The sequence below is a fragment of the Clostridium sp. MSJ-8 genome (assembly GCF_018918325.1).
GTDB lineage: Bacteria > Bacillota > Clostridia > Clostridiales > Clostridiaceae > Clostridium.
Genome location: NZ_JAHLQH010000015.1, coordinates 1 through 21204 on the forward strand (window position 1 = coordinate 1; position 21204 = coordinate 21204).

At 27.9% G+C, this 21204-nt stretch carries 13 protein-coding genes and 1 riboswitch; all 13 genes read right to left on the minus strand.

All coding sequences use genetic code 11. The features are described from left to right. Positions 1–1232 precede the first annotated feature (1232 nt). The 13 genes from KQI77_RS02670 to glgB all read right to left on the minus strand — a co-directional run bounded on the left by KQI77_RS02670 (position 1233) and on the right by glgB (position 20618). Entirely contained in the window at positions 1233–2819 is a 1587-nt protein-coding gene (locus tag KQI77_RS02670) for an ABC transporter ATP-binding protein (RefSeq protein WP_216388103.1), read from the minus strand. Further along, the gene (locus tag KQI77_RS02675) at positions 2801–3658 is read right to left on the minus strand and encodes an energy-coupling factor transporter transmembrane component T (RefSeq protein WP_216388105.1); all 858 of its coding nucleotides are present in this window, start codon (positions 3656–3658) and stop codon (positions 2801–2803) included. The genes KQI77_RS02670 and KQI77_RS02675 overlap by 19 nt, the downstream gene beginning before the upstream one ends. 4 nt (positions 3659–3662) lie before the next feature. Continuing rightward, the gene (locus tag KQI77_RS02680) at positions 3663–4385 is read right to left on the minus strand and encodes an ECF transporter S component (protein ID WP_216388107.1); all 723 of its coding nucleotides are present in this window, start codon (positions 4383–4385) and stop codon (positions 3663–3665) included. After that, positions 4370–6031, minus strand: a complete 1662-nt coding sequence (locus KQI77_RS02685; protein ID WP_216388109.1) for an ABC transporter ATP-binding protein — start codon at positions 6029–6031, stop codon at positions 4370–4372. Before KQI77_RS02685 ends, KQI77_RS02680 begins: the two co-directional genes overlap by 16 nt. Further along, complete coding sequence (locus KQI77_RS02690) at positions 6004–6894, minus strand: energy-coupling factor transporter transmembrane component T (RefSeq protein ID WP_216388111.1); 891 nt, start codon at positions 6892–6894, stop codon at positions 6004–6006. The genes KQI77_RS02685 and KQI77_RS02690 overlap by 28 nt, the downstream gene beginning before the upstream one ends. After that, positions 6891–7946 (minus strand): DUF4430 domain-containing protein, encoded by a 1056-nt coding sequence (locus tag KQI77_RS02695; RefSeq protein ID WP_253289314.1) that lies wholly within the window; start codon positions 7944–7946, stop codon positions 6891–6893. The genes KQI77_RS02690 and KQI77_RS02695 overlap by 4 nt, the downstream gene beginning before the upstream one ends. A 62-nt stretch (positions 7947–8008) precedes the next feature. Then, on the minus strand, positions 8009–8644 hold the full coding sequence (locus KQI77_RS02700) for a hypothetical protein (protein WP_216388112.1): 636 nt from the start codon (positions 8642–8644) through the stop codon (positions 8009–8011). Positions 8645–8762: 118 nt separating this feature from the next. Continuing rightward, the gene (locus tag KQI77_RS02705) at positions 8763–11396 is read right to left on the minus strand and encodes a DUF4430 domain-containing protein (RefSeq protein ID WP_216388114.1); all 2634 of its coding nucleotides are present in this window, start codon (positions 11394–11396) and stop codon (positions 8763–8765) included. Positions 11397–11491: 95 nt separating this feature from the next. Beyond that, positions 11492–11626: riboswitch (adenosylcobalamin (AdoCbl) riboswitch) on the minus strand. Positions 11627–12357: 731 nt separating this feature from the next. Further along, positions 12358–13446, minus strand: coding sequence for a glucose-1-phosphate adenylyltransferase subunit GlgD (gene glgD / locus KQI77_RS02710; protein WP_216388116.1), 1089 nt, complete (start codon positions 13444–13446; stop codon positions 12358–12360). A gap of 33 nt (positions 13447–13479) precedes the next feature. Continuing rightward, entirely contained in the window at positions 13480–14613 is a 1134-nt protein-coding gene (locus KQI77_RS02715; RefSeq protein WP_216388118.1) for a glucose-1-phosphate adenylyltransferase, read from the minus strand. Positions 14614–14636: 23 nt separating this feature from the next. Further along, positions 14637–17072, minus strand: coding sequence for a glycogen/starch/alpha-glucan phosphorylase (locus tag KQI77_RS02720; RefSeq protein WP_216388120.1), 2436 nt, complete (start codon positions 17070–17072; stop codon positions 14637–14639). Positions 17073–17121: 49 nt separating this feature from the next. Next, entirely contained in the window at positions 17122–18564 is a 1443-nt protein-coding gene (glgA, locus tag KQI77_RS02725) for a glycogen synthase GlgA (RefSeq protein WP_216388122.1), read from the minus strand. Next, on the minus strand, positions 18564–20618 hold the full coding sequence (gene glgB, locus KQI77_RS02730) for a 1,4-alpha-glucan branching protein GlgB (RefSeq protein WP_216388124.1): 2055 nt from the start codon (positions 20616–20618) through the stop codon (positions 18564–18566). Before glgB ends, glgA begins: the two co-directional genes overlap by 1 nt. Between the last annotated feature and the right edge of the window lie 586 nt (positions 20619–21204).

The following is a 21204-nucleotide window of genomic DNA, read 5'->3' on the forward strand; positions in this document are numbered from 1 at the left end:
TCTTATAAAAATTATAACTTATTTCAAATATTTTAGCTATAAAAACAATCTAAAAAACTGACTTTACCCTTGCAAACACAATAATTTAGCTAAAACGGAAGTTAGTTTTGCATTCAACGGTTTTATAAATAATTAAAATATAATAACATTAGTTCAGTAACCTATTGTTCCATATTATTTATACTAATCCCTAATTCTTCATGGTTATATTATTCTATATCTAACTATAATCTAACCCTAACAATAATGGTTACTTCCACTAAGCTTATTATATTTTAATTATTTAAGCGTTATGCTGATTTTTAGTGTATCTGGATTATTTCAAGTATCTTAAGTATTCAGTAGTTCTTACTTAAAAAATTATCTAATATATTTTTTGATTACTTATTTTTTCAGTTAATTAATATCAAATTATTGATTTAAGTAAAATAATATTATTATAATGAAAAATCCAATGTTATTTGATAATGTTAATATTATGATTTCCTTTTTTAGTATCAATATTATTGCTTTGAATAAATCTTCATAATGAATGATTATAATTAAAATATAATAACATTAGTTCAGTAACCTATTGTTCCATATTATTTATACTAATTCCTAATTCTTCATGGTTATATTATTCTATATCTACCTATAATTCTAACCTTAACAATAATGGTTACTTCCACTAAGCTTATTATATTTTAATTATTTAAGCGTTATGGTGATTTTTAGTGTATCTGTATTATTTCAAGTATCTTAAGTCTTCAGTAATTCTTACTTTAAAAAATTATTGAATATATTTTTTTGATTACTTATCTTTTAAGGTAATTAATATCAAATTATTGATTTAAGTAAAATAATATTATTATAATGAAAAATCCAATGTTATTTGATAATGTTAATATTATGATTTTCTTTTTTAGTATCAATATTATTGCTTTGAATAAATCTTCATAATGAATTTTAGGATTTCTTATTATAAAAAAATTAAGATAGCGTTTAAAATGTTGTACTGTTTGAACTTTAGTGAGTTTACAACATTTAGCTACCTTAATTTTTTTATAGTTAGAAATACTTAATGAAATTATGCTATTTATGAAAACATATAATATTGATACTAATAGCAAACATAATATTAATTAAACTAAATAACATTGGATTTTTTACATATTATATTATTTACTTAAACATATAATTTTGATATTAATTATTGTAAAATATAAGTTATCTAACAATAATTATATATATTATATTTTTTTCACCACATCCTCTATTGTTACTGCCTTCACTTTACCTCTAGTCATTTTACACACAGCCGTTGTATAAAAATTATTTTCCACAAAAAAGTCAAATGGATTCTTTACACTCACAATAGTTTTATTAAATAACATTGCACACTTATCACTATATTTTGCAGCAAACTCAATATCATGAGTTACCATAACTATAGTTATTCCTTCTTTTTTTAGAGCTTTTAATATTTCACCTATTTTATTCTTATAATGGTTATCCAATCCTTTTGTTATTTCATCTAGAAGTAGTACCTTAGGTTTCAATCCTAGTACCTTACCTATTGCAACTTTTTGTTTTTCTCCACCACTTAAGTCATAAGGATTTTTATCTAATAATTCTTCAACATCTAACATTTGAACAATATCTTCTACATTACCTATACAAGTTTCCTTTAATTCTTCTAATACCGTATCTTTTGAAAATATAGTTTCGGGATCTTGTGGCAATAAAACCACTTTATCCTCTTTTTTCATTTTATATTTAATTTTCCCCATATATGGCTTATATATCTTACATAAAAGATTTAAAGTTGTACTTTTTCCAGCACCATTTCCCCCTAATATGGTAAATATCTCATTATTATATATTTTTAGATTTAAATCTCTAACTATGTCATTTGCATTTTTTGTGTATTTATAACATACATCTTTCAGTTCAATTATTATGTCATTCTTTTGCTTAATATTATTAACATAAGTATTTATATGATTATTTATATCAATAGAATCAATATATCTTCTTCCCTCTTTCAATGATATAGGACACTCATCACCTATTCCTATTGACTTATAAAGTCTAACAGGAGTAGGCATAGATTCAAATATATTATTTGTATCTTTACATAGAATATTACCTATATTATGTGGAATATCATTATATATTATCTGTCCTTTTTCCATTATTACAACCTTATCTGCATATGCCATTATATTTTCCAGATTATGTTCTGCTATAATAATTGTCATTCCTAATTCATCATTTACTTTTTTTATTCTTTCTATAAATTCATCTCTAGCTATAGGATCTAATTGAGCTGTTGGTTCATCTAATATAAGCACTTCTGGATTCACTACCATAACAGATGCTAGATTAATTAATTGCTTTTGTCCTCCTGATAATGTATCTATTGAAGATTCTATTATATCTTCAAGTCCAAAATAACTAGCTATCTCAGATACCTTAATTCTTATTATGTCACTATCCCATCCTAAATTCTCCATAATAAATGCAATTTCATGATACACTCTATCTGTAACTATTTGATTGCTAAAGCCTTGCGTTACCATTCCTATACTAGTTACTTCTTCTCTTACAGATAAATTATGTATATCTTTACCCTTATACATAATGCTGCCACTTACATCTCCATGGGGTGCTAATGATAACTTAATATTTTTTAGCAGTGTACTTTTACCACTCCCAGACAAACCACATAAAAGAATTAATTCTCCTTTATTAATTGTTAAGTTTATATCTTTTAATGCCTTTATATCACTATTAGGATATGAAAAGTTAAAATCCTTTATTTTAATAATTTCCACTTTACCACCTCCTGAATATTTACTATTAAAGGAATCAAACATAATATACCATATGACACAATAGTATAAGGATTTTTACCACACTTCTCTATATATGGAAAAAATTGTATTGTTGTTTTTCCTAGAATCCAACTATAAATGATGATTATATCTAAAATAATAACTATTATCATAAGAATTTTATCACACTTCTTAAATCTAAAAGGGTAATAACTTGTTCTGTGTTTTAACCCAAATCCTCTTGCTTTCATTGAATCTGCTGTTTCTAATGCACTCTCAAAACACCATGATAGCAGAATAAAAACTATGTTAAGAGAATACTTTATCTTTTCTATTAATCCTTTTTCATCTACTCTATTTCCTAAAGCTTTTTGTCCCCTATCTATCTCTTTTATTCTGTTTTTAAAGTCTGGAATAAGTTTAAATATCATACATACAGTTAATGATATTGATGGCGCTACCTTCCCAAATATATACATAGTCTTATCTGATGTCATTATCTTACTTAAAACTCCAAACCATAATATTACTGTACTAAACATAATTCCTGATGCAATTCCATAACTTACAGACTCTAATGTTATTTTGTGATTGAGAATAATTAATAAAATTGTATTTCCCTCTTCATTAAAAATAGGATTAATTATAGTAAATATTATAATTATAATAATTGAACTTTTAATGCTTTTGATAGATTGTATATATAGTGAATATATAAGTGCTGAAACATAAGATATCATAAGTAATATTGGATTCATAAAAAACATACTAAAAATTATAAGGGATATTAATAAACTAAAATTAACTAACGGATGATAATTACTAAAACTATCTTTCATAATATTACTTCCTCATAAATCCATATTTAATCTTAATTCTATCAAGTTTAGTCATCATAGGTTTATATAATATAAATAAAAATATTACAGTAGCAGCTGCATGTATAAGATCAAAAGGAATACCACTTATTATACTAGCTATATACGCCTTCATCGAAAAGTCCGGCATCATAGTAAGAGCTGAGTAAAGATTCATTATAAGACCATATATAATAAAAGTTGATAATCCTCCATATATAATAACTAACATTTTATTATCTTTTATCTTTTTATTGTTAAACAATAATCCAGCTATAAAGCCTATTATTCCAAAAGAAAACATTTGCCATGGTGTCCATGGTCCTTGTCTAAATATAAAATTAGACACAAAGCCAGCTAATGAACCAGTTAAAAAACCTGCTTCCCCACCAAAAGCTATTCCTGCTATTATAACTATTGCACAAACTGGCTTAAATTGAGGTATCATATAAAATGCCGCTCTACCTACTACTGCTATAGCTGACAAGACTGCTATTACAATTATTTCTCTAGGCTTCGGCTTTCTATTTTCAAATGATATAAAAAACGGAATAATTGTGTATATTATTATAAGTAGACTTATAAAATAATACTTTCTATTACCCATATACCTAATTCCAATATATATAGTAGTTGGAATTAAAAGCAATATAATAATAGATGCCATTATTGTTCTCTTAGATATTCCTTTATTTAATTCTTCTTGCATAAATCAATAACCTCCTGACTTATTATTGCATTCTTAAATATATTTCTAGACATCCTATTTGCACTAGTAGTATAGAAACTATTGCCTGAAAAGAATTCATTTGAATAATTAGTGGTTATTATACTCCCATTAAAAAATAACGAACTTCTGTGTGAATATTGTGCAGCGAACTCTATATCATGAGTTACTATAACTATGGTTACACCTTTAGCACTTAACTCTTGTAGATATTGTCCAAGCTTGTTCTTAAGTATTTCATCTAATCCTTTTGTAGGTTCATCTAACAATATTATCTTAGGATTAAATAATAGCACTTTACCTAATGCTACTCTCTGTTGTTCTCCTCCACTAAGATCATAAGGATGTTTATCTAATAGATTATTAATCTCTAAGAAGGTTGATATCTTCTCTACTCTCTCTAATATATCAACTTTCTTAATTTTTCTTCCTTTTAACATATCAATAAGATCTTCTCTAACTGTTTTTCTTACAAATAATGTCTTTGGATCTTGAGGTAAAGTAACCATATTTTCATAATACAACATCTCAGGTGGTATAGACCTTATATCCCTATTATTTATCTTGATTACGCCTCTATATGGCTTATTAAATCCATTTATAAGAGATAATGTTGTTGTTTTACCTGTACCATTACCACCTACTATAGAATATATTTCACCTTTATATACAGTAATATCTAAAGATTTTATTATATCGTCTCCTCTTTTATCATACTTAAACCAAACATCTTGAAAACTTATTATTTCTTCTTTATCTTTTATCTGTGAATTAATCTTTTCCACAGTATCATACTTTATATTTCTTCCTGCAAAGTAATGCTTTAGCATATTTCTGCCTTCCTTAACTGTTAATGGAACCTCCCCTTTGCACTCTATACCTCTCCAAACCTTAACAGGTGTTGGAAATGCTTCTAATATATCATTATCTAACTTCTTCGCAACCTCTCTTGGAGTATCTATAGCTATTATTCTTCCATTTTCCATAACAATTACTCTATCAGATATACTTAGTAATTCTTCTAATCGATGTTCTACTATTATTATAGTTGTTCCAAAATCTTCATTTATCTTCTTAATAGTTTCAATAAAGTCTCTTGCAGCTATAGGATCTAATTGAGATGTAGGTTCATCTAATAATAATATAGAAGGTTGCATAACCATAACAGATGCTAAGTTAAGTATTTGCTTCTGTCCACCTGATAATTCACTTATTTTTCTATCAAATATATTACATATTCCAAAATAACTTGCTATTTCTGATACCCTAAGTCGTATAGCTTCCTTCTGTTCTCCTAAGCTCTCTAATCCAAAAGCTAATTCATGCCATACTTTATCTGTAACTATTCCATTGTCGCTATCTTGAAATACATATCCTATATTACTTGCTTCTTCTCTTATATCTAATGATTGTATGTTTCTATCCTTATATATTATAGATCCTTCCCTATTACCAACTGGTGTTAAGCTAGGTTTAAGTTGCTTAAGCAATGTACTTTTACCACAACCAGACTTACCACATATAGTTATAAATTCTCCCTCAGATACAGTGAAATTAACATCATTTAATACCTTTTCTTCATTTTGAGGATACGAAAAACTTAAGCCTTTAACTGTAATTTCTTCCATACATAGTCCTCCCTTATATCTAGTACAATTGGTAATATTGCAAATATACTATAACTAACAAATGATATTGCTTCATAAACATAATTAAATTTATATTTTATTGAAGGATAATATCTTATGCTATTATAGCCAAATACTGATCCTAATGTTATTACTACAATTAATATTATATCTATTATTAACATAGTCTTATCCCTTTTAGAAAATTTATACAAAGAAAAACTTGTCCTACCTTTTAAACCATATCCCCTTGCCTTCATTGATGCTGCTACGTCTATAATATTTTCTAATATCCATGTTATTGTCATCGATACTATTCTTATTAAATTTATAAACATCTTAAACAAGTTACCTTGTGTATAATTTCTTCCAATTGATGCTTGTCCTGTGGATATTTCTTTAAATCTTTCTTTTATTCTAGGACATAACCTTAACAATATAGAAAAATACAATGATATCTTAGGACTGATAGCACCAAATATATACATAAACTTATCACTTGTCATTATGTTGAAGTAGCAAGTTATCCACATTAATATACTTGCAGTTCTAACTCCCAATGATATTCCATAATAAATAGATTCTAATGTTATTGGATTATAGTCTACATACACTAATATAGTTACTCCTTGATGATTCCATATAGGATATAATACACTTAGAATTATCATAAGAGGAATTACAAATATTAAATTATATTTAATTGCACCTTTTCTATTAAGATATACAGAAAATATAAATGACGATATGAATGATATCGCCATATATATTGGTTTGTTAAACAATCCTGTAAATATTATAATCATACTAAAAAAAATCAGATTTATTATTGGATGCATTTTAGAAAAACTATCTTTTATCATTTTGTTTCTCCTATCCATTCACATCCTAAATCATATCCTAAATCGCAAGTATATTCCCAACATATAACATCACCTTGTTTAAGGTGATATCTACTTGCTCCATAATTAGGATACCAACCATTTACCTTATACATCCATCCTGAATTAGGACCACAATCAAATTCATATAAATTATTTATGCCTTCAACATAAGCTGAATTGTACATAGGTGTAAATGATGATTCCATATGAATTCCCCTCTTAGATGTTTCTCTCTCTAAAACATCATATACAGACTCTCCTTCATAAAATGTCACTTGTGTAGTCGGTAATATTATTCCATTAGATGGCAAACAATCTATTTTATCCATATTAAACATATCCATATTATTAAGTATAGTGCTACATCCTATAGATAAAGTACAAACCTTAGATATGTTTTTATTAATAGTAACATCTTCAGGTTCTACAGGAGTTGGCATTCCTTCTGGAGTAGGATCTGTTTGATACTTATCTTTAACACCTTCTTGTCTCTGAGTATTAGCTCTATTGACTAATGTATCATAATCGGTTTTAGAATTACTTGTACTACCGCTATTAGTACTTCCTCCATTACCTTGAGTGTAATTTTCTTGAGATCCCTCATCCGTTGCTTCTGCAACTTCCTTATCATCTAATGATTTTATATAACTACCATCAAGATAAACATTAGATGTTATATCCTTTGTTTGATTATCAAAGTATACTCTACCATCAAAATATACCTTTGTATTATCTGGGAATGTCACATATTCATCATTTGCTTGACATAGTAGAACTCTCTTGCCATCATTACTATATATGTTTCCATCCTTAGCCACTAGAGTTCCATCCGATAACCTAACACCTTCTATATCTAATAGCTTATTATCTCCATTATACTGAGAATCTAATATATCAGATTTTTCTTGTGCATTTCTCATATGCTTGGTAAAACTCATAATAGATTTTCTATTAATAAAAGCAACTAAGCTTACTACAAGTAAAAACATCAATATAGAAAAGGTGATTATATTTTTCTTCTTCTGAGTCATTTTATCCTCTCCTTACATATTGAATAAATATTATTATCTTCTTACTTACAAATACTAAATATTTATTTAACAACTTCAATTGTACAATCATCTGTATTTAATTTATCCTCAGAAGTAGCTAAACTCTTCTTATCTTCACTTCCACCAACTTTTGCAAATACAGCATCTGATATATGAAATTTATATTTATCTCCTTCTCTTGCTGATGATTTTAATTTAAATACATATTTTATAACTATATTTTCCTTATTTTCTTCAAAATTATCTTTTATATATGCCTTATCTTTAGTGGTAACATCCATGTACATAGCATTTACACTACCTATACTATTAGATCTCTGTGCATTAAATGCCCAAGTAGGTATCTCAAACTTATCACCTTTACCTACTCCTAAAGTTCCTTGCTCTACCCTCAAGAACTCTATTCTGTCATTGTCAAAATCTAATGATATACTAGCTGCTGGATACTCTTCATCAGGCATACTTGTTAGTTCAACACTAACTGTGAATTCTTTTCCTTCTGATATAGATACATATTTCGGAGATGTCAGAACTAATGAAGGTTTTATAATATCACTTATTGTTACTGTTACTAATGTTATAATTACTGCTATTATTATTAACATAACTGAAATTTTCAATATCTTTTTATTTTTCTTTTTACCTTGCTTATTTTCTTCTATATTATTTTCCTCCATAATCCTAACTCTCCTTATTATTATTTTATTTAACAATATTGTTTACACCTATAAGCTTTATAACCTATTTTATATGATGCAAACAATATTGTTTAGATTATAAGTTTCACTTAATTAATTATTTATTTAATACTCCAAATTCAGCACCATTTACATAATACTCCATGATTCCTAATGCATCATTAGTATTAATTCTGCTATCACCTGTTACGTTCATTTCTAATATCTTGATATCATCTGGAGCTTCTGTTTTTCTAACCCATGCCGATATTGTATCTAATGCATCTTGTGCATTTATTATCTTATCTGAATTAGTATCACCAAATGTAATTTCTAATAATGAATCACTTGATATTACATTATAATTTTCAGCATTATTTAAATCATCTAATGTTACGTTTTTATCTACTATTGCAATATAAGTATCCACTCCATTTTTGTTAGATAAATTACTTGAATAATAGAATTGAGTATCTTTGTATATTAAGTTAGATTTTTCTTCTAAGTTAGCTACTTCTACAGCTACAGCTTTCTTATTTGCAGGAATTAAATCACTACCATCTCCAACATATAATTCTCTTGCTTTCATAGATATAGGTGCCTTTGCAGTTATATCACTTTCAGCTTTTGATATATCATAATTAGTATTATCTGATCCATTTGAATCTTCTTTACAACCTAATTCATCTAATTTTATATTTATCTTCTCATCATTATCAAAGTCTCTTGTATTCTTTAATGTTATTCTAAATAATTCTGCAGGCATAGATGTAGCAATAACATTTAAGTTTTCAAGAGATGTATTAGTATAAACAAAGCGTAATACATTATTACTATCTACTCCATAAGTTAATGTACCACCTACTATTGTATCATTATTAACTGACATTGATGCAACTTCTACTCCATCTGGAATTTGCATAACTCCCTCAATAAGCTTTGTATTAGAACTTGGTAATGATCCTATGCTTATTCCTACATTAAATTCTGAATCTTTACTTGATGATATAATTTCTGGTGTTGATAACATAACTTTTCCTGTTACATCTTCCTTTTCATCTAAATTCACATCTGTCATATTGTATAATGATGTCTTGTTCTTAGTAAATCTATCATATGCTATTAATGCATACATAGCTTGATCTGTAGCCATTGCATTTACTGAACCATCTAATGTGTGTTTGAATCCACCACCTGTACAATAGAAGTCCATTATTGAAGATACAAGCCAATTACCACTCTTAATAAATCTTGTGTCTTTAGCAGGATCTATTCCTAGTTCTGTTAATGCCACTAAAACTTGTGATGTTGATTCAACATTCTTGCTTCCCCATGATGTATATCCACCATCATTTTCTTGAAGTTCTGATAATGCAGTTAATCCTCTATCAATATATGGTTTTACTTTTTCATCATTCTTATAAGGTGCTAATGCTTGTAAAGTCATAGCAGTCATATCTGGATCAGCTTTACTTCCTGATAATGCCCAACCACCAGTAGGTATTTCTTTTCCCAATATATAATCAACTAACATATCTCTAGTTGTTTGTACTGCTACACTATCATCTTGAACAATTTCATAATTATGTGTATTTAATGCAATAAGTGCAAATACAGGCCCATTTAATCCTTGTTTCTTTACACTATTAAAATCTGATAAATATGATGTTAAGTCATATCCTGCTACATTTCTTGGATCCTTTCCAATAGATGTCAAGCCAATTATTGCTCTTGAATATTCAGTATATTTAACCTTATGCAATACACCTTTTTTCTCTGATACTGTGTTAGCTACATTTTCATAATATTTTTCTAAATATCCATCTGGAACACTAACTCCAGATCTTGATAAACATAAAGCTGTCCATTCTCCAGCCCCTGTTCCAAAAGATAACTCAGAATATGTGTTTAACATATATTTTGCAGTATTGTTTATAGCATCATTAACACTTGTAGATGGAGTAACAACTTCTATTGTTTCAGAAGAACCATTTATCTTCTCTAATAATTTAACTAATGTATTGTTTACACTATCTACTTCTTCTTGTGTTGATTCCATGTTTTCTAATACATCATAAGCTTTATCATATGCTTTCTTTAAATCAGTATTTTTTAATAACTTATTATGATTAGATGCACTATTAATCTTGGCTATAGTCTTAGTTAATCCATCTTTATTAGCTAAATCTATATAGCTTCCATTAAATGAATCACCACCATCATATCCTCCACCAAGGTCCATTCCGTATCCATATACTGTAAATTGTAATCTTACTACATCTCCATTTTCAGGTATACAATTAGCCATTCCAAAATTAGGAAACTTACTATTTACAGCATACATCCATCCTGCCATAAAAGTATAATCAAATTCACCTAACCATCCTGATTTTGAACGTTCATCTATACTTCCACATTGATCTAATATAAATTGAGGTACATTGGCATCACTATCATCTCCATCATATAATGAAGCTAAATAAAAGCCATTGTCTATGCTACCTGTATATTTGATATTATCTTCCCCTAATGTTTCAACTACAGCTTCTGCTACAGTTTCATCCTCTGTCATTTCCACAAGCATTGGTTCAACTACATATCCTTGTCCTAAAGTAAACTTTTCAATTGCAAGAACAATTTCTTTAGTTCCATCTTCTGTTGCATTTACTCTTATATTAGGTATAAAAGTAAAAAGTAATACAGCAGTTAACATTACGCTTAATATTTTACGTATGTTATTTTGTTTTTTCATTTAATATTTCCCCCTTAAATAACTATTAAGGCATAAAAAAATTGCTTAGGCAAAAAATTATTGTCTAAACAAAAAAAGAGTGCAAGGCACTCTAAATAAGATATTAACTTTGCCTCGAAATTAATACCTAAAATAGGAAGACCAGACTTATAGCTATATACACTTATACGCTCATTACTGTTGCGGGACAGTGTTGGAATCTCACCAAACTTCCACCTTTTTATTTAATTTTTATTCATTGTATATTTTACATAGATATTAATAGTTTGTAAATATATTTTAAATAAAAAAATTGCTAGATTAATAATTAAAATATAATAGCATTAGTTGCAGTAGCATATTAAAATAGAATGAATTTGATTTCACAAAGCAGTTTGCTCATTTTTTTCCATACTAACCTTTATGCTCTCACAGTAATTTATATATTCTAAATATTATTAATTCTACCCTAGCAAAAGGCTTTGTTCCATCAAATCACTTCTATTTTAATTATCTAAGCGTTATAGTCATTTCTACTATATCTATATTGTCAGCAAGTATCTTAAGGTTTCAGAATTTCTAGTAAAAAAATTATTGACTTTATTTATTTTTGATTACTTATCTTTTCAGTTAATTAATATCAAAATTATTAATGATTTAAGTAAATAGCATTCTTATAAAAAATCCAATGTTGTTTGATAACGTTAATATTATGATTTTCTTAATTAGTATCAATATTATTGCTTTGAATAAATCTTCATAATGAATTTTAGTATTTCTTATTGTAAAAAAATTAAGGTAGCGTTTAAAATGTTGTACTGTTTGAACGTTAGTGAGTTTACAACATTTAGCTACCTTAATTTTTTTATATTTAGAAATACTTAATGAAATTATGCTATTTATGAAAACACATAATATTGATACTAATCATTTAGAAAACATAATTTTAATTACATCTAAATAACATTGGATTTTATATACATTATATTACAAGTGGTAATGATTCACTACCTACACAATCTTCATTTTCCATAATTATTCTTCCCTTATCAACTATTACATTAATAAGCTTTGCATTCTTTTCTATAATTGTATTTTGCATTATAACACAATTATTTAATTCTACACCTGGTCCAACAGTAACCTTTCTGAATATCAATGAATTCTTAACTGTTCCATCTATATGACATCCATTTGCAATCATTGAATTTTCAACTTTTGCAGTTGCTGCATATTGAGTAGGTGGCTCATCTTTAACTCTTGTATATATTCTATTTTCAGAATAAAATAATTCTCTATTAATATCTATGTTTAATAAATCCATATTTGCATCATAATAGTTATTTACTGAATTTATACAAGCCAAATATCCTTTAAATTCATAACTACCAACCATTAAATCATCAATATTTATTTGAATATATTCTTTTACTTTTTTATATAATCCGCTCTTTACTGATTCATCAACAATACTTATAAATAAGTCCTTTTTCATTATATACATTTCCATATTTACATCAGCAGTTTCACCTTTGCAAGGATTCTTTCTTATTGCAATAACTCTTCCATTTTCATCTTTTTTTATTATCTGACAGTTATCAAATTTACCTGTAGAATTATCCACAGTCTTATATATCATTGTAATATCATTTCCACTTTCTTTATGCATATCTATAGCTTTTGAATAATCAATATTACATATCATATATGATGATGATAATAATATATATTCACAATTACTCTTCTTCAAGAATTCAATATTTTCTGAAAAGTTATTTACATCTTCATAAAAAGGTTCTATGTCTCCAAAGTTAAATACCTTTAAACCACCTTGCTTTCTATGCAAATCCCAAGGTCTACCATTACTTAGGTGTTCTAATAATGATCTAGATTTATTCTTAGTAAAAATACCTATAGTATCTATTCCTGAATTAGTCATATTTGATAAAACAAAATCTATTATTCTATATCTTCCTGCAAATGGAACTGCAGCAAGAGTTCTATTTTTTACAAGCTCATTCATTCTGTTATCATTTTCGTCTAAATTTACAATACCTACACATTTATTCATAATATATCGCTTCCCCTCTCAAAATTCTCTATTTTATGCCTTAACTACTTTTCGCTCTGCTATAACAGCAATATCTTCTCCATTACCAACCTTTGCATCATCAAGTACCTGAGCATCACTTGCTATAATTGCTTTTTCAATAACTACATTATCACCAATCTTAACATTAGGCATTATTACAGAATCTTTAATAACTGTATTCTTTCCTACATAAACTCCATCAAATAATATTGAATTTTCAGCAGTTCCAAAAATAGTACATCCTTCATTAATTAAAGCATTTTTTACTACTGCATCACTACCTATATATTGAGGTGGATTAGCAGAGTTAACTGTGCATATTCTCCAATTATTATCATATAAATTTAATTCATTTTCTTTTCTTAATAAATCCATACTAGCTTCCCAGAAACTCTCTATTGTTCCTACATCTTTCCAATATCCTTTGAATGGATAAGCAAATAATGTATGTCCATCATTCAACATATTAGGTATTATATTTTTACCAAAATCATTTTCTGAAGTTTCATCTACTGCATCATCTATAAGATATTTTCTAAGTACTTTCCAATTGAAAATATAGATACCCATAGAAGCTAAAGTTCCTTTTGGATTCTTTGGTTTTTCTTCAAATTCATATATAGATAAATCATCATTAGTATTCATTATACCAAATCTTTTTGCCTCTTCATAAGTTACTTCAATAACTGCAATAGTTGCATCTGCTTTATTCTTCTTATGATATTCTAGCATTTTTGAATAATCCATCTTATATATTTGATCACCTGATAAAATAAGTACATATTCAGGGTCATAATTATCTATATATTCTAAGTTCTTATATATAGCATTAGCAGTTCCTGAATACCAATCACCACCATCATTTTCTTCTTTATATGGAGATAATAAACTTACACCACCATCTCGTCTATCTAAATCCCAAGGAGCACCTATTCCTATATGTGAATTTAATTCTCTTGGTTTATATTGTGTTAAAATACCTACTGTATTTATTCCTGAATTTAAACAGTTACTTAATGCAAAATCTATTATTCTATATTTTCCACCATATGGAACAGCAGGTTTTGCTATATTTTTAGTTAAAGCTCCTAGTCTAGTACCTTGACCACCAGCTAAAATCATTGCTACAATTTCCTTTTTACTCATAGTTTTTTTCCTTCCTTACCATCCTATAAATTCTTGTATATTAACTCAGATCCCCATATCCCAGTTGCGTATTCTTGAATAGTTCTATCTGAAGAGAATATTCCTGAATGTGCTATATTTATTCCACACATTTCTTGCCATTTGTTACTATCTTTATATAAATCATTTACTCTTTGTTGTGCTTGAATATATGATTCAAAATCTTTTAATACAAAAAATTCATCATTAAGCATAATCAAATTCTCATGTATACTCTTAAATGCATCTTTATCTCTGCTATATGTTCCATCAATTAAATTATCTATTACCCTTTTTATTCTAGGATTGTTATTACATTCCTGAATTGATGAATAACCTCCATTTTTAGTGTAATCCAGTACCTCTCTAGCTGTCAATCCAAAAATAACAATATTGTCATCTCCAACTTCATCATGTATCTCAATATTAGCTCCATCCATTGTAGCCATTGTAATAGCTCCATTCATCATGAATTTCATATTTGAAGTACCAGATGCTTCTTTTGTAGTAGTTGATATTTGTTCACTTAAATCAGTTGCTGGTATTATCTCTTCTGCTAATGACACACTATAGTTCTCTAAGAATACAACTTTTATCTTATCTTTAACTCTAGGATCATTATTTATTTTATTTGCCAAGGCATTTATTAACTCAATAGTATTCTTGGCTAGATGATAACCTGGAGCAGCTTTACCTGCAAATATAAATGTTCTAGGAACTATATCTAAATTAGGATTATCTAATATTTGATTATATAAATCCATAATTCTTAAACAATTCAAAGTTTGTCTCTTATATGCATGTATTCTTTTTACCTGAACATCAAATATTGAATTAGGATCTACTACAATTCCATTATTTTTAAATATCCTATCTGCAAGTCTTTTTTTATTTTTTAATTTAATTGTACCCAATTCTTCTTGAACCCTTTTATAATGAACATATTGTTCAAAATTTGCTAGATCCATTGGATGTTTAATGAAACTTTCTCCTATAGTATCGCATAGAAGTTTAGTTAAGTCAGGATTGCTCTTAAGAAGCCATCTTCTGTGAGTTACTCCATTAGTTTTATTATTAAACTTATTTGGATATCTATAATAAAAATCTGACATTTCTTCTTTTTTCAATATTTCAGTGTGAAGCTTGGCAACACCATTTACTGAATGACTACCTACTATAGCTAAATGTGCCATTCTAACTTGATTATCACCTATTATAGCCATTCTAGATATCTTATCCCATTGTCCTTCATATCTTTCCCATAGTTCTTTGCAGAATCTTTCATTTATTTCTTGAACTATCATATATATTCTTGGAAGAAGTTTTTGGAACATATCAACTGGCCACTTCTCTAGTGCTTCTGCTAATATAGTATGATTAGTATATGATACTGTATTGCTTGTTATTCTCCAAGCCTCATCCCATGGTAACTTTTCTTCATCTAACAATATTCTCATAAGTTCTGGAATTGCTAGAGTAGGATGTGTATCATTTATATGAATTGCTACCTTTTCATACAATGCTCTTATATCACCTTGATACTTTTTATAATGTCTTACTATACTCTGAACTCCTGCAGATACAAAAAAGTATTGCTGTTTTAATCTAAGCATCTTTCCTTCATAAAAAGAATCTTCTGGATATAAAACTTGAGATATAGCTTCAACAGAATTCTTATATTGTATTGCCTCTAAATAATCTCCTCTGCTAAAAGATGAATAATCAAACGAATTATCTACAGGCTCTGCACTCCATAATCTTAATGTATTTGCAACATCATTCTTATATCCAACAATAGGTGTATCATATGGAACTGCTAGAACTGGTTCATAATCTACCTGTTCAAATTCTAAATTTCCATCTACCTCTCTTACTTCAACTCTTCCACCAAATTTGACTATTTCAGCCTTCTCAGGTTTCTTTTTCTCCCATACATTTCCTTCCTTCAACCAATCATCAGATAATTCAACTTGTTTACCATCTATTATTTTCTGTTGAAAGAAACCATACTTATATCTTATTCCACATCCATGTCCTGGAATATTTAATGAAGCCATAGAATCTAAAAAACATGCTGCAAGTCTTCCAAGACCTCCATTACCGAGTCCTTGATCTTGCTCATATTCTTCTAGTTCTCTTAGATCAATTCCAAGATCCTTTAACCCTTCTCTACATACATCTATTATTCCAAGATTAAGTAAAGCATCTCCTAGCAGCCTTCCAAGCAAGAATTCCATAGAAAAATAATATACTTGCTTTTCTTTAGTTGTATTATATTTCTTATTAGTTTCTCGCCAATATTCTAATACATATTCCTTGACTAAGCTTCCAAGAGCTTCGTATTTCTGTTGATTATTACCTTCATTTAAATCTATTCCATGAATAGATATGAACTTTTGAATATAAGCATTTTTAAATGTAGTTTTATCCAAAGTAACCATTTTATTTCCTCCCATTTACTTTTGTATATTCTCATTTAGTCATTACAACTTAATTCCAACAAAGTGCTTCTCTATATAATCCTTCATACTCTCTTGCTGACTTTTCCCAACTGTTATTTGAATTCATAGCTTGATTTACTATTCCGTTCCATTTCCATTTATCCCAATATATTCTTAATGCATAATCAGTAGTCATATATAATTCTTCTCCACTATAATTAGCAAAACTAAATCCATTTCCCATTCCATTAAATTCATTGTAAGGGAATACTGTATCCTTTAACCCACCAGTTTCTCTAACTATAGGAATTGTTCCATATCTCAATGCAATTAATTGACCCAATCCACATGGTTCAAATCTAGATGGCATCATAAACATATCTGAAGCTGCATAAACCTTATGAGCTAACCCATTATCAAACTTTATATTTACTGACACCTTGTCTCCATATCTATCTTTTAATCTATAAAAAGCTTCCTCAAAATCCCTATCACCAGTTCCTATTACAACTAATTGTACATCTCTATCTGATAATATTCTGTCTATTACTGATAAAACAAGATCTATCCCTTTTTGTCTTGTTAATCTAGATATTATTGATATTATTGGAGTATCTGCTTTTTGATATAAACCTAATTCTTTTTGCAATTCAATTTTATTAAGTCTCTTAGATAAATATGGGTTACTTCCAAACTTCTTATATATAAATGGATCTGTATATGGATTATATTCATCATAATCTATTCCATTTAATATTCCTCTTAAAGCATATCCTCTGTCTCTTAATAGTGGATCCATTCTCTCACCATATTCAGGTGTTTTTATTTCATCTGCATAGGTATAACTAACAGTTGTTATTTTGTCACTGTAATTTATACCACCTTTCATAAAACATACACCTTGATCAAATTCTAAGCTCTTATTATTATATGGTTCCATATCATATCCAAATAATTCTGGTAGAATTGTAGGGGCAAATGTTCCTTGAAATAACAGATTGTGAATTGAATATACTGTTTTTATTCCTCTATAGAATTCATCATATCTACTATACTCTAATGTTAACATTACAGGAATCATGCCTGTCTGCCAGTCATTACAATGAATAACATCTGGTCTCCAATCAATTTCTCTAATGAATCTTAAGACAGCTCTATCAAAGAATGCAAATCTTTCTCCATCATCAAAATATCCATATTGTCCATCTCTATTAAAATATTCTTCATTGTCTAAGAAATAATATGTTACACCTTCATAATTGTAAGAAAATACACCACAATATTTATTTCTCCAGCCTACATTTACTGTAAACCACTTTTCAAATTTAAATTTTTCTCTAAAATTAGGTAAAATCCCTCTATAACATGGAATTACTACTCTACAGTCAATATCATCTTTAATAAGTTGTTTAGGTAATGCGCCAACGACATCACCTAATCCTCCTGTTTTTATAAATGGACTTGCTTCTGAAGCAACTAATAATACTCTCATTATCTTTTCCTCCCTTTATCTAGAGCTAATACTACTGTTCCCATTGGTGGAACTTTTATACTTATATGATAATCTTGATTATGTTGCTTGCCCTTTTCAGCTACTAACTTTACATTGCCCATAACTTGTCCAGAACCACCATATTTTTCATCATCGCTATTAAATACTTCTACATAATCTCTTAAATAAGGCACTCCTATTTTAAAATCATAATATACTTCTGATTTAAAATTACATACAAAAATCAATATATCATCTTTTCTTTTGCCTTTTCTTATAAAAGATAAAATACTTTGAGTGTCATTATCTGGATCTATCCATTCAAATCCTTCTGGAGAACAATCAAGTTCCCACATTGCTTTGTTGTCTTTATAAAGCTTATTTAGATCCTTTATATATTCATGTAGTCCTTTATGGAATTTTAATTCTTCTATCAAATTCCATTCAAGCTGTTCATATTCTCGCCATTCTATACGTTGTCCAAGTTCTGTTCCCATAAATGATAATTTCTTACCAGGATGTCCCATCATATATGAAAGAAATACTCTTGTACCCGCAAATTTATTCCAATCATCTCCAAACATTTTTTCTACTAATGCTTTCTTTCCATGAACTATTTCATCATGAGATATTGGTAATATATAATTTTCAGAATATGCATACATCATAGAAAAATTTAATTTGCCATGATGTTGTTTTCTAAACATTGTATCTATCTGAACATACTCAAGTACATCATTCATCCATCCCATATTCCATTTATAGTCAAAACCTAATCCTTCTTCCTTACATACATTAGGCCATGCAGTAGATTCTTCAGCAATCATCATAACATTTTTGCATTCATTTTTAATAATTTTATTTAACTCTCTTAAAAATTCAATTCCTTCAAGATTGCCATTTCCACCATATTTATTAGGTTTCCACTCACCATCTTTTTTACCATAATCCCTATATAATATGTTTGATACAGCATCAACTCTTATGCCATCAAGATGAAATTCTTCTAACCAAAATAGTGCATTAGATATAAGGAAAGATTTAACTTCTGATCTTCCAAGATCAAAATTATAAGTTCCCCAATCCTTATTATCTGCTCTCCATTCTTCTTGATATTCATAAGTTGGTGTTCCATCAAACTTATACAATCCATGAGCATCTTTACAGAAATGGCCTGGAACCCAATCAATTATTACTCCAATATCATTTTTATGAAGGTCATTTACTAACCTCTTAAATCCTTCCATGTCTCCATATCTAGATGTAACAGAAAAATATCCAGTTCCTTGATATCCCCATGATGCATCTAATGGATGTTCAACTAAAGGCATTATCTCAACATGTGTATATCCCATTTCTTTTATATAAGAAGGTAACACTTCACGTATTTCATCAAAAGTCATAAACCTATTATCTTTGGTTCTCCATGACCCTAAATGAATTTCATATATATTCATAGGATTATTAAATTTATTTTTTCTCTTTCTTTTAGTTACCCATGTGGTATCTTCCCATTTAAATCTCTTTGGATCATGTATAATTGAAGCATTAGCTGGTCTAAGCTCTGATTGAAATGCATAAGGATCACACTTGTATAAAATTTTTCCTTCCTTAGTTTCTATTGCAAACTTATACTTTAATCCCTCCGATAAGTCTGGAACAAATATACTCCACAAACCATATTGTGAAATTGTGCTAAGTAGATACTTTGAATCTATCTTAAAATCATTAAAGTCCCCTACTACATATATATTTTTTGCATTTGGTGCCCATGTAGTAAACCTTACACCTTTTATATTATTTTCTGTAACAATATGTGCTCCAAGCATTTCTTGTGCTCTATAATTAGATCCACAATGAAATTTAAATATATTGTCTTCATTAATTATATTCTTATCAACTTTATTTTTCCTTGTATTTCTTACACTCTTTTCTTTTATATCTATATTCTTGAAGCTTATCTGTTCTTCATTGATACTGTTATTATCTACTTTTACTCTTTCTATATTTGTAGCCTTATTTTTTTCCTTATCTCTCATTTCCCTTTTGATCATCCTACTAAACTTCCCTCTCCTTCTTGGAAAATTCCACAATATTAGTATATAACTATCATGAAGGTTTTTCCATTACTTTTTTGTAAACTTATTCTTTTAATTTAACTTTTGAACATAAACATAAATCTTTTTGAACAACGTCAATCTAATTGTAATAAATTTACCATTTATTGTCAATGTATTAATATCTTTTTCATTTCACTTAAATTTTATCAAGAAAACATTATATTTTAATTTTTTCTAGCTAAAGAAAATACAATCTATATCGTTCATAGTTGTATTTTCTTTAGTATTTTCTATGTAAATTCTATATTTTATTTAATATTTGTGAATTTTATGTTAACAACTTTACACTTTAATAACATTTTAACAATAAAAATTTGACTCTAACATTACTTAAACACTATATCTAAGATACTTATCCCAACTACAAACAAAATATTATTTCCTAAAATAGCAAAAAAAGAAGGGGCTGTGAAATAACCCCTAAATAAAAAAAGAGGATTTTTACTCATATAAATGAGCAAAAGTCCTCTTTTTGTGATAAAATTTTCTTGCTATGAAAAATATAATCACAACTTATTCT

Excerpts from the sequence above, each read along its gene's own strand:
- KQI77_RS02675 (WP_216388105.1), bottom strand. The coding sequence starts at position 3,658 with ATGAAAGATAGTTTTAGTAATTATCATCCGTTAGTTAATTTTAGTTTA.
- KQI77_RS02680 (WP_216388107.1), bottom strand. The coding sequence starts at position 4,385 with ATGCAAGAAGAATTAAATAAAGGAATATCTAAGAGAACAATAATGGCA.
- KQI77_RS02685 (WP_216388109.1), bottom strand. The coding sequence starts at position 6,031 with ATGGAAGAAATTACAGTTAAAGGCTTAAGTTTTTCGTATCCTCAAAAT.
- KQI77_RS02690 (WP_216388111.1), bottom strand. The coding sequence starts at position 6,894 with ATGATAAAAGATAGTTTTTCTAAAATGCATCCAATAATAAATCTGATT.
- KQI77_RS02695 (WP_253289314.1), bottom strand. The coding sequence starts at position 7,946 with ATGACTCAGAAGAAGAAAAATATAATCACCTTTTCTATATTGATGTTT.
- KQI77_RS02700 (WP_216388112.1), bottom strand. The coding sequence starts at position 8,644 with ATGGAGGAAAATAATATAGAAGAAAATAAGCAAGGTAAAAAGAAAAAT.
- KQI77_RS02705 (WP_216388114.1), bottom strand. The coding sequence starts at position 11,396 with ATGAAAAAACAAAATAACATACGTAAAATATTAAGCGTAATGTTAACT.
- glgD (WP_216388116.1), bottom strand. The coding sequence starts at position 13,446 with ATGAATAAATGTGTAGGTATTGTAAATTTAGACGAAAATGATAACAGA.
- KQI77_RS02715 (WP_216388118.1), bottom strand. The coding sequence starts at position 14,613 with ATGAGTAAAAAGGAAATTGTAGCAATGATTTTAGCTGGTGGTCAAGGT.
- KQI77_RS02720 (WP_216388120.1), bottom strand. The coding sequence starts at position 17,072 with ATGGTTACTTTGGATAAAACTACATTTAAAAATGCTTATATTCAAAAG.
- glgA (WP_216388122.1), bottom strand. The coding sequence starts at position 18,564 with ATGAGAGTATTATTAGTTGCTTCAGAAGCAAGTCCATTTATAAAAACA.
- glgB (WP_216388124.1), bottom strand. The coding sequence starts at position 20,618 with ATGATCAAAAGGGAAATGAGAGATAAGGAAAAAAATAAGGCTACAAAT.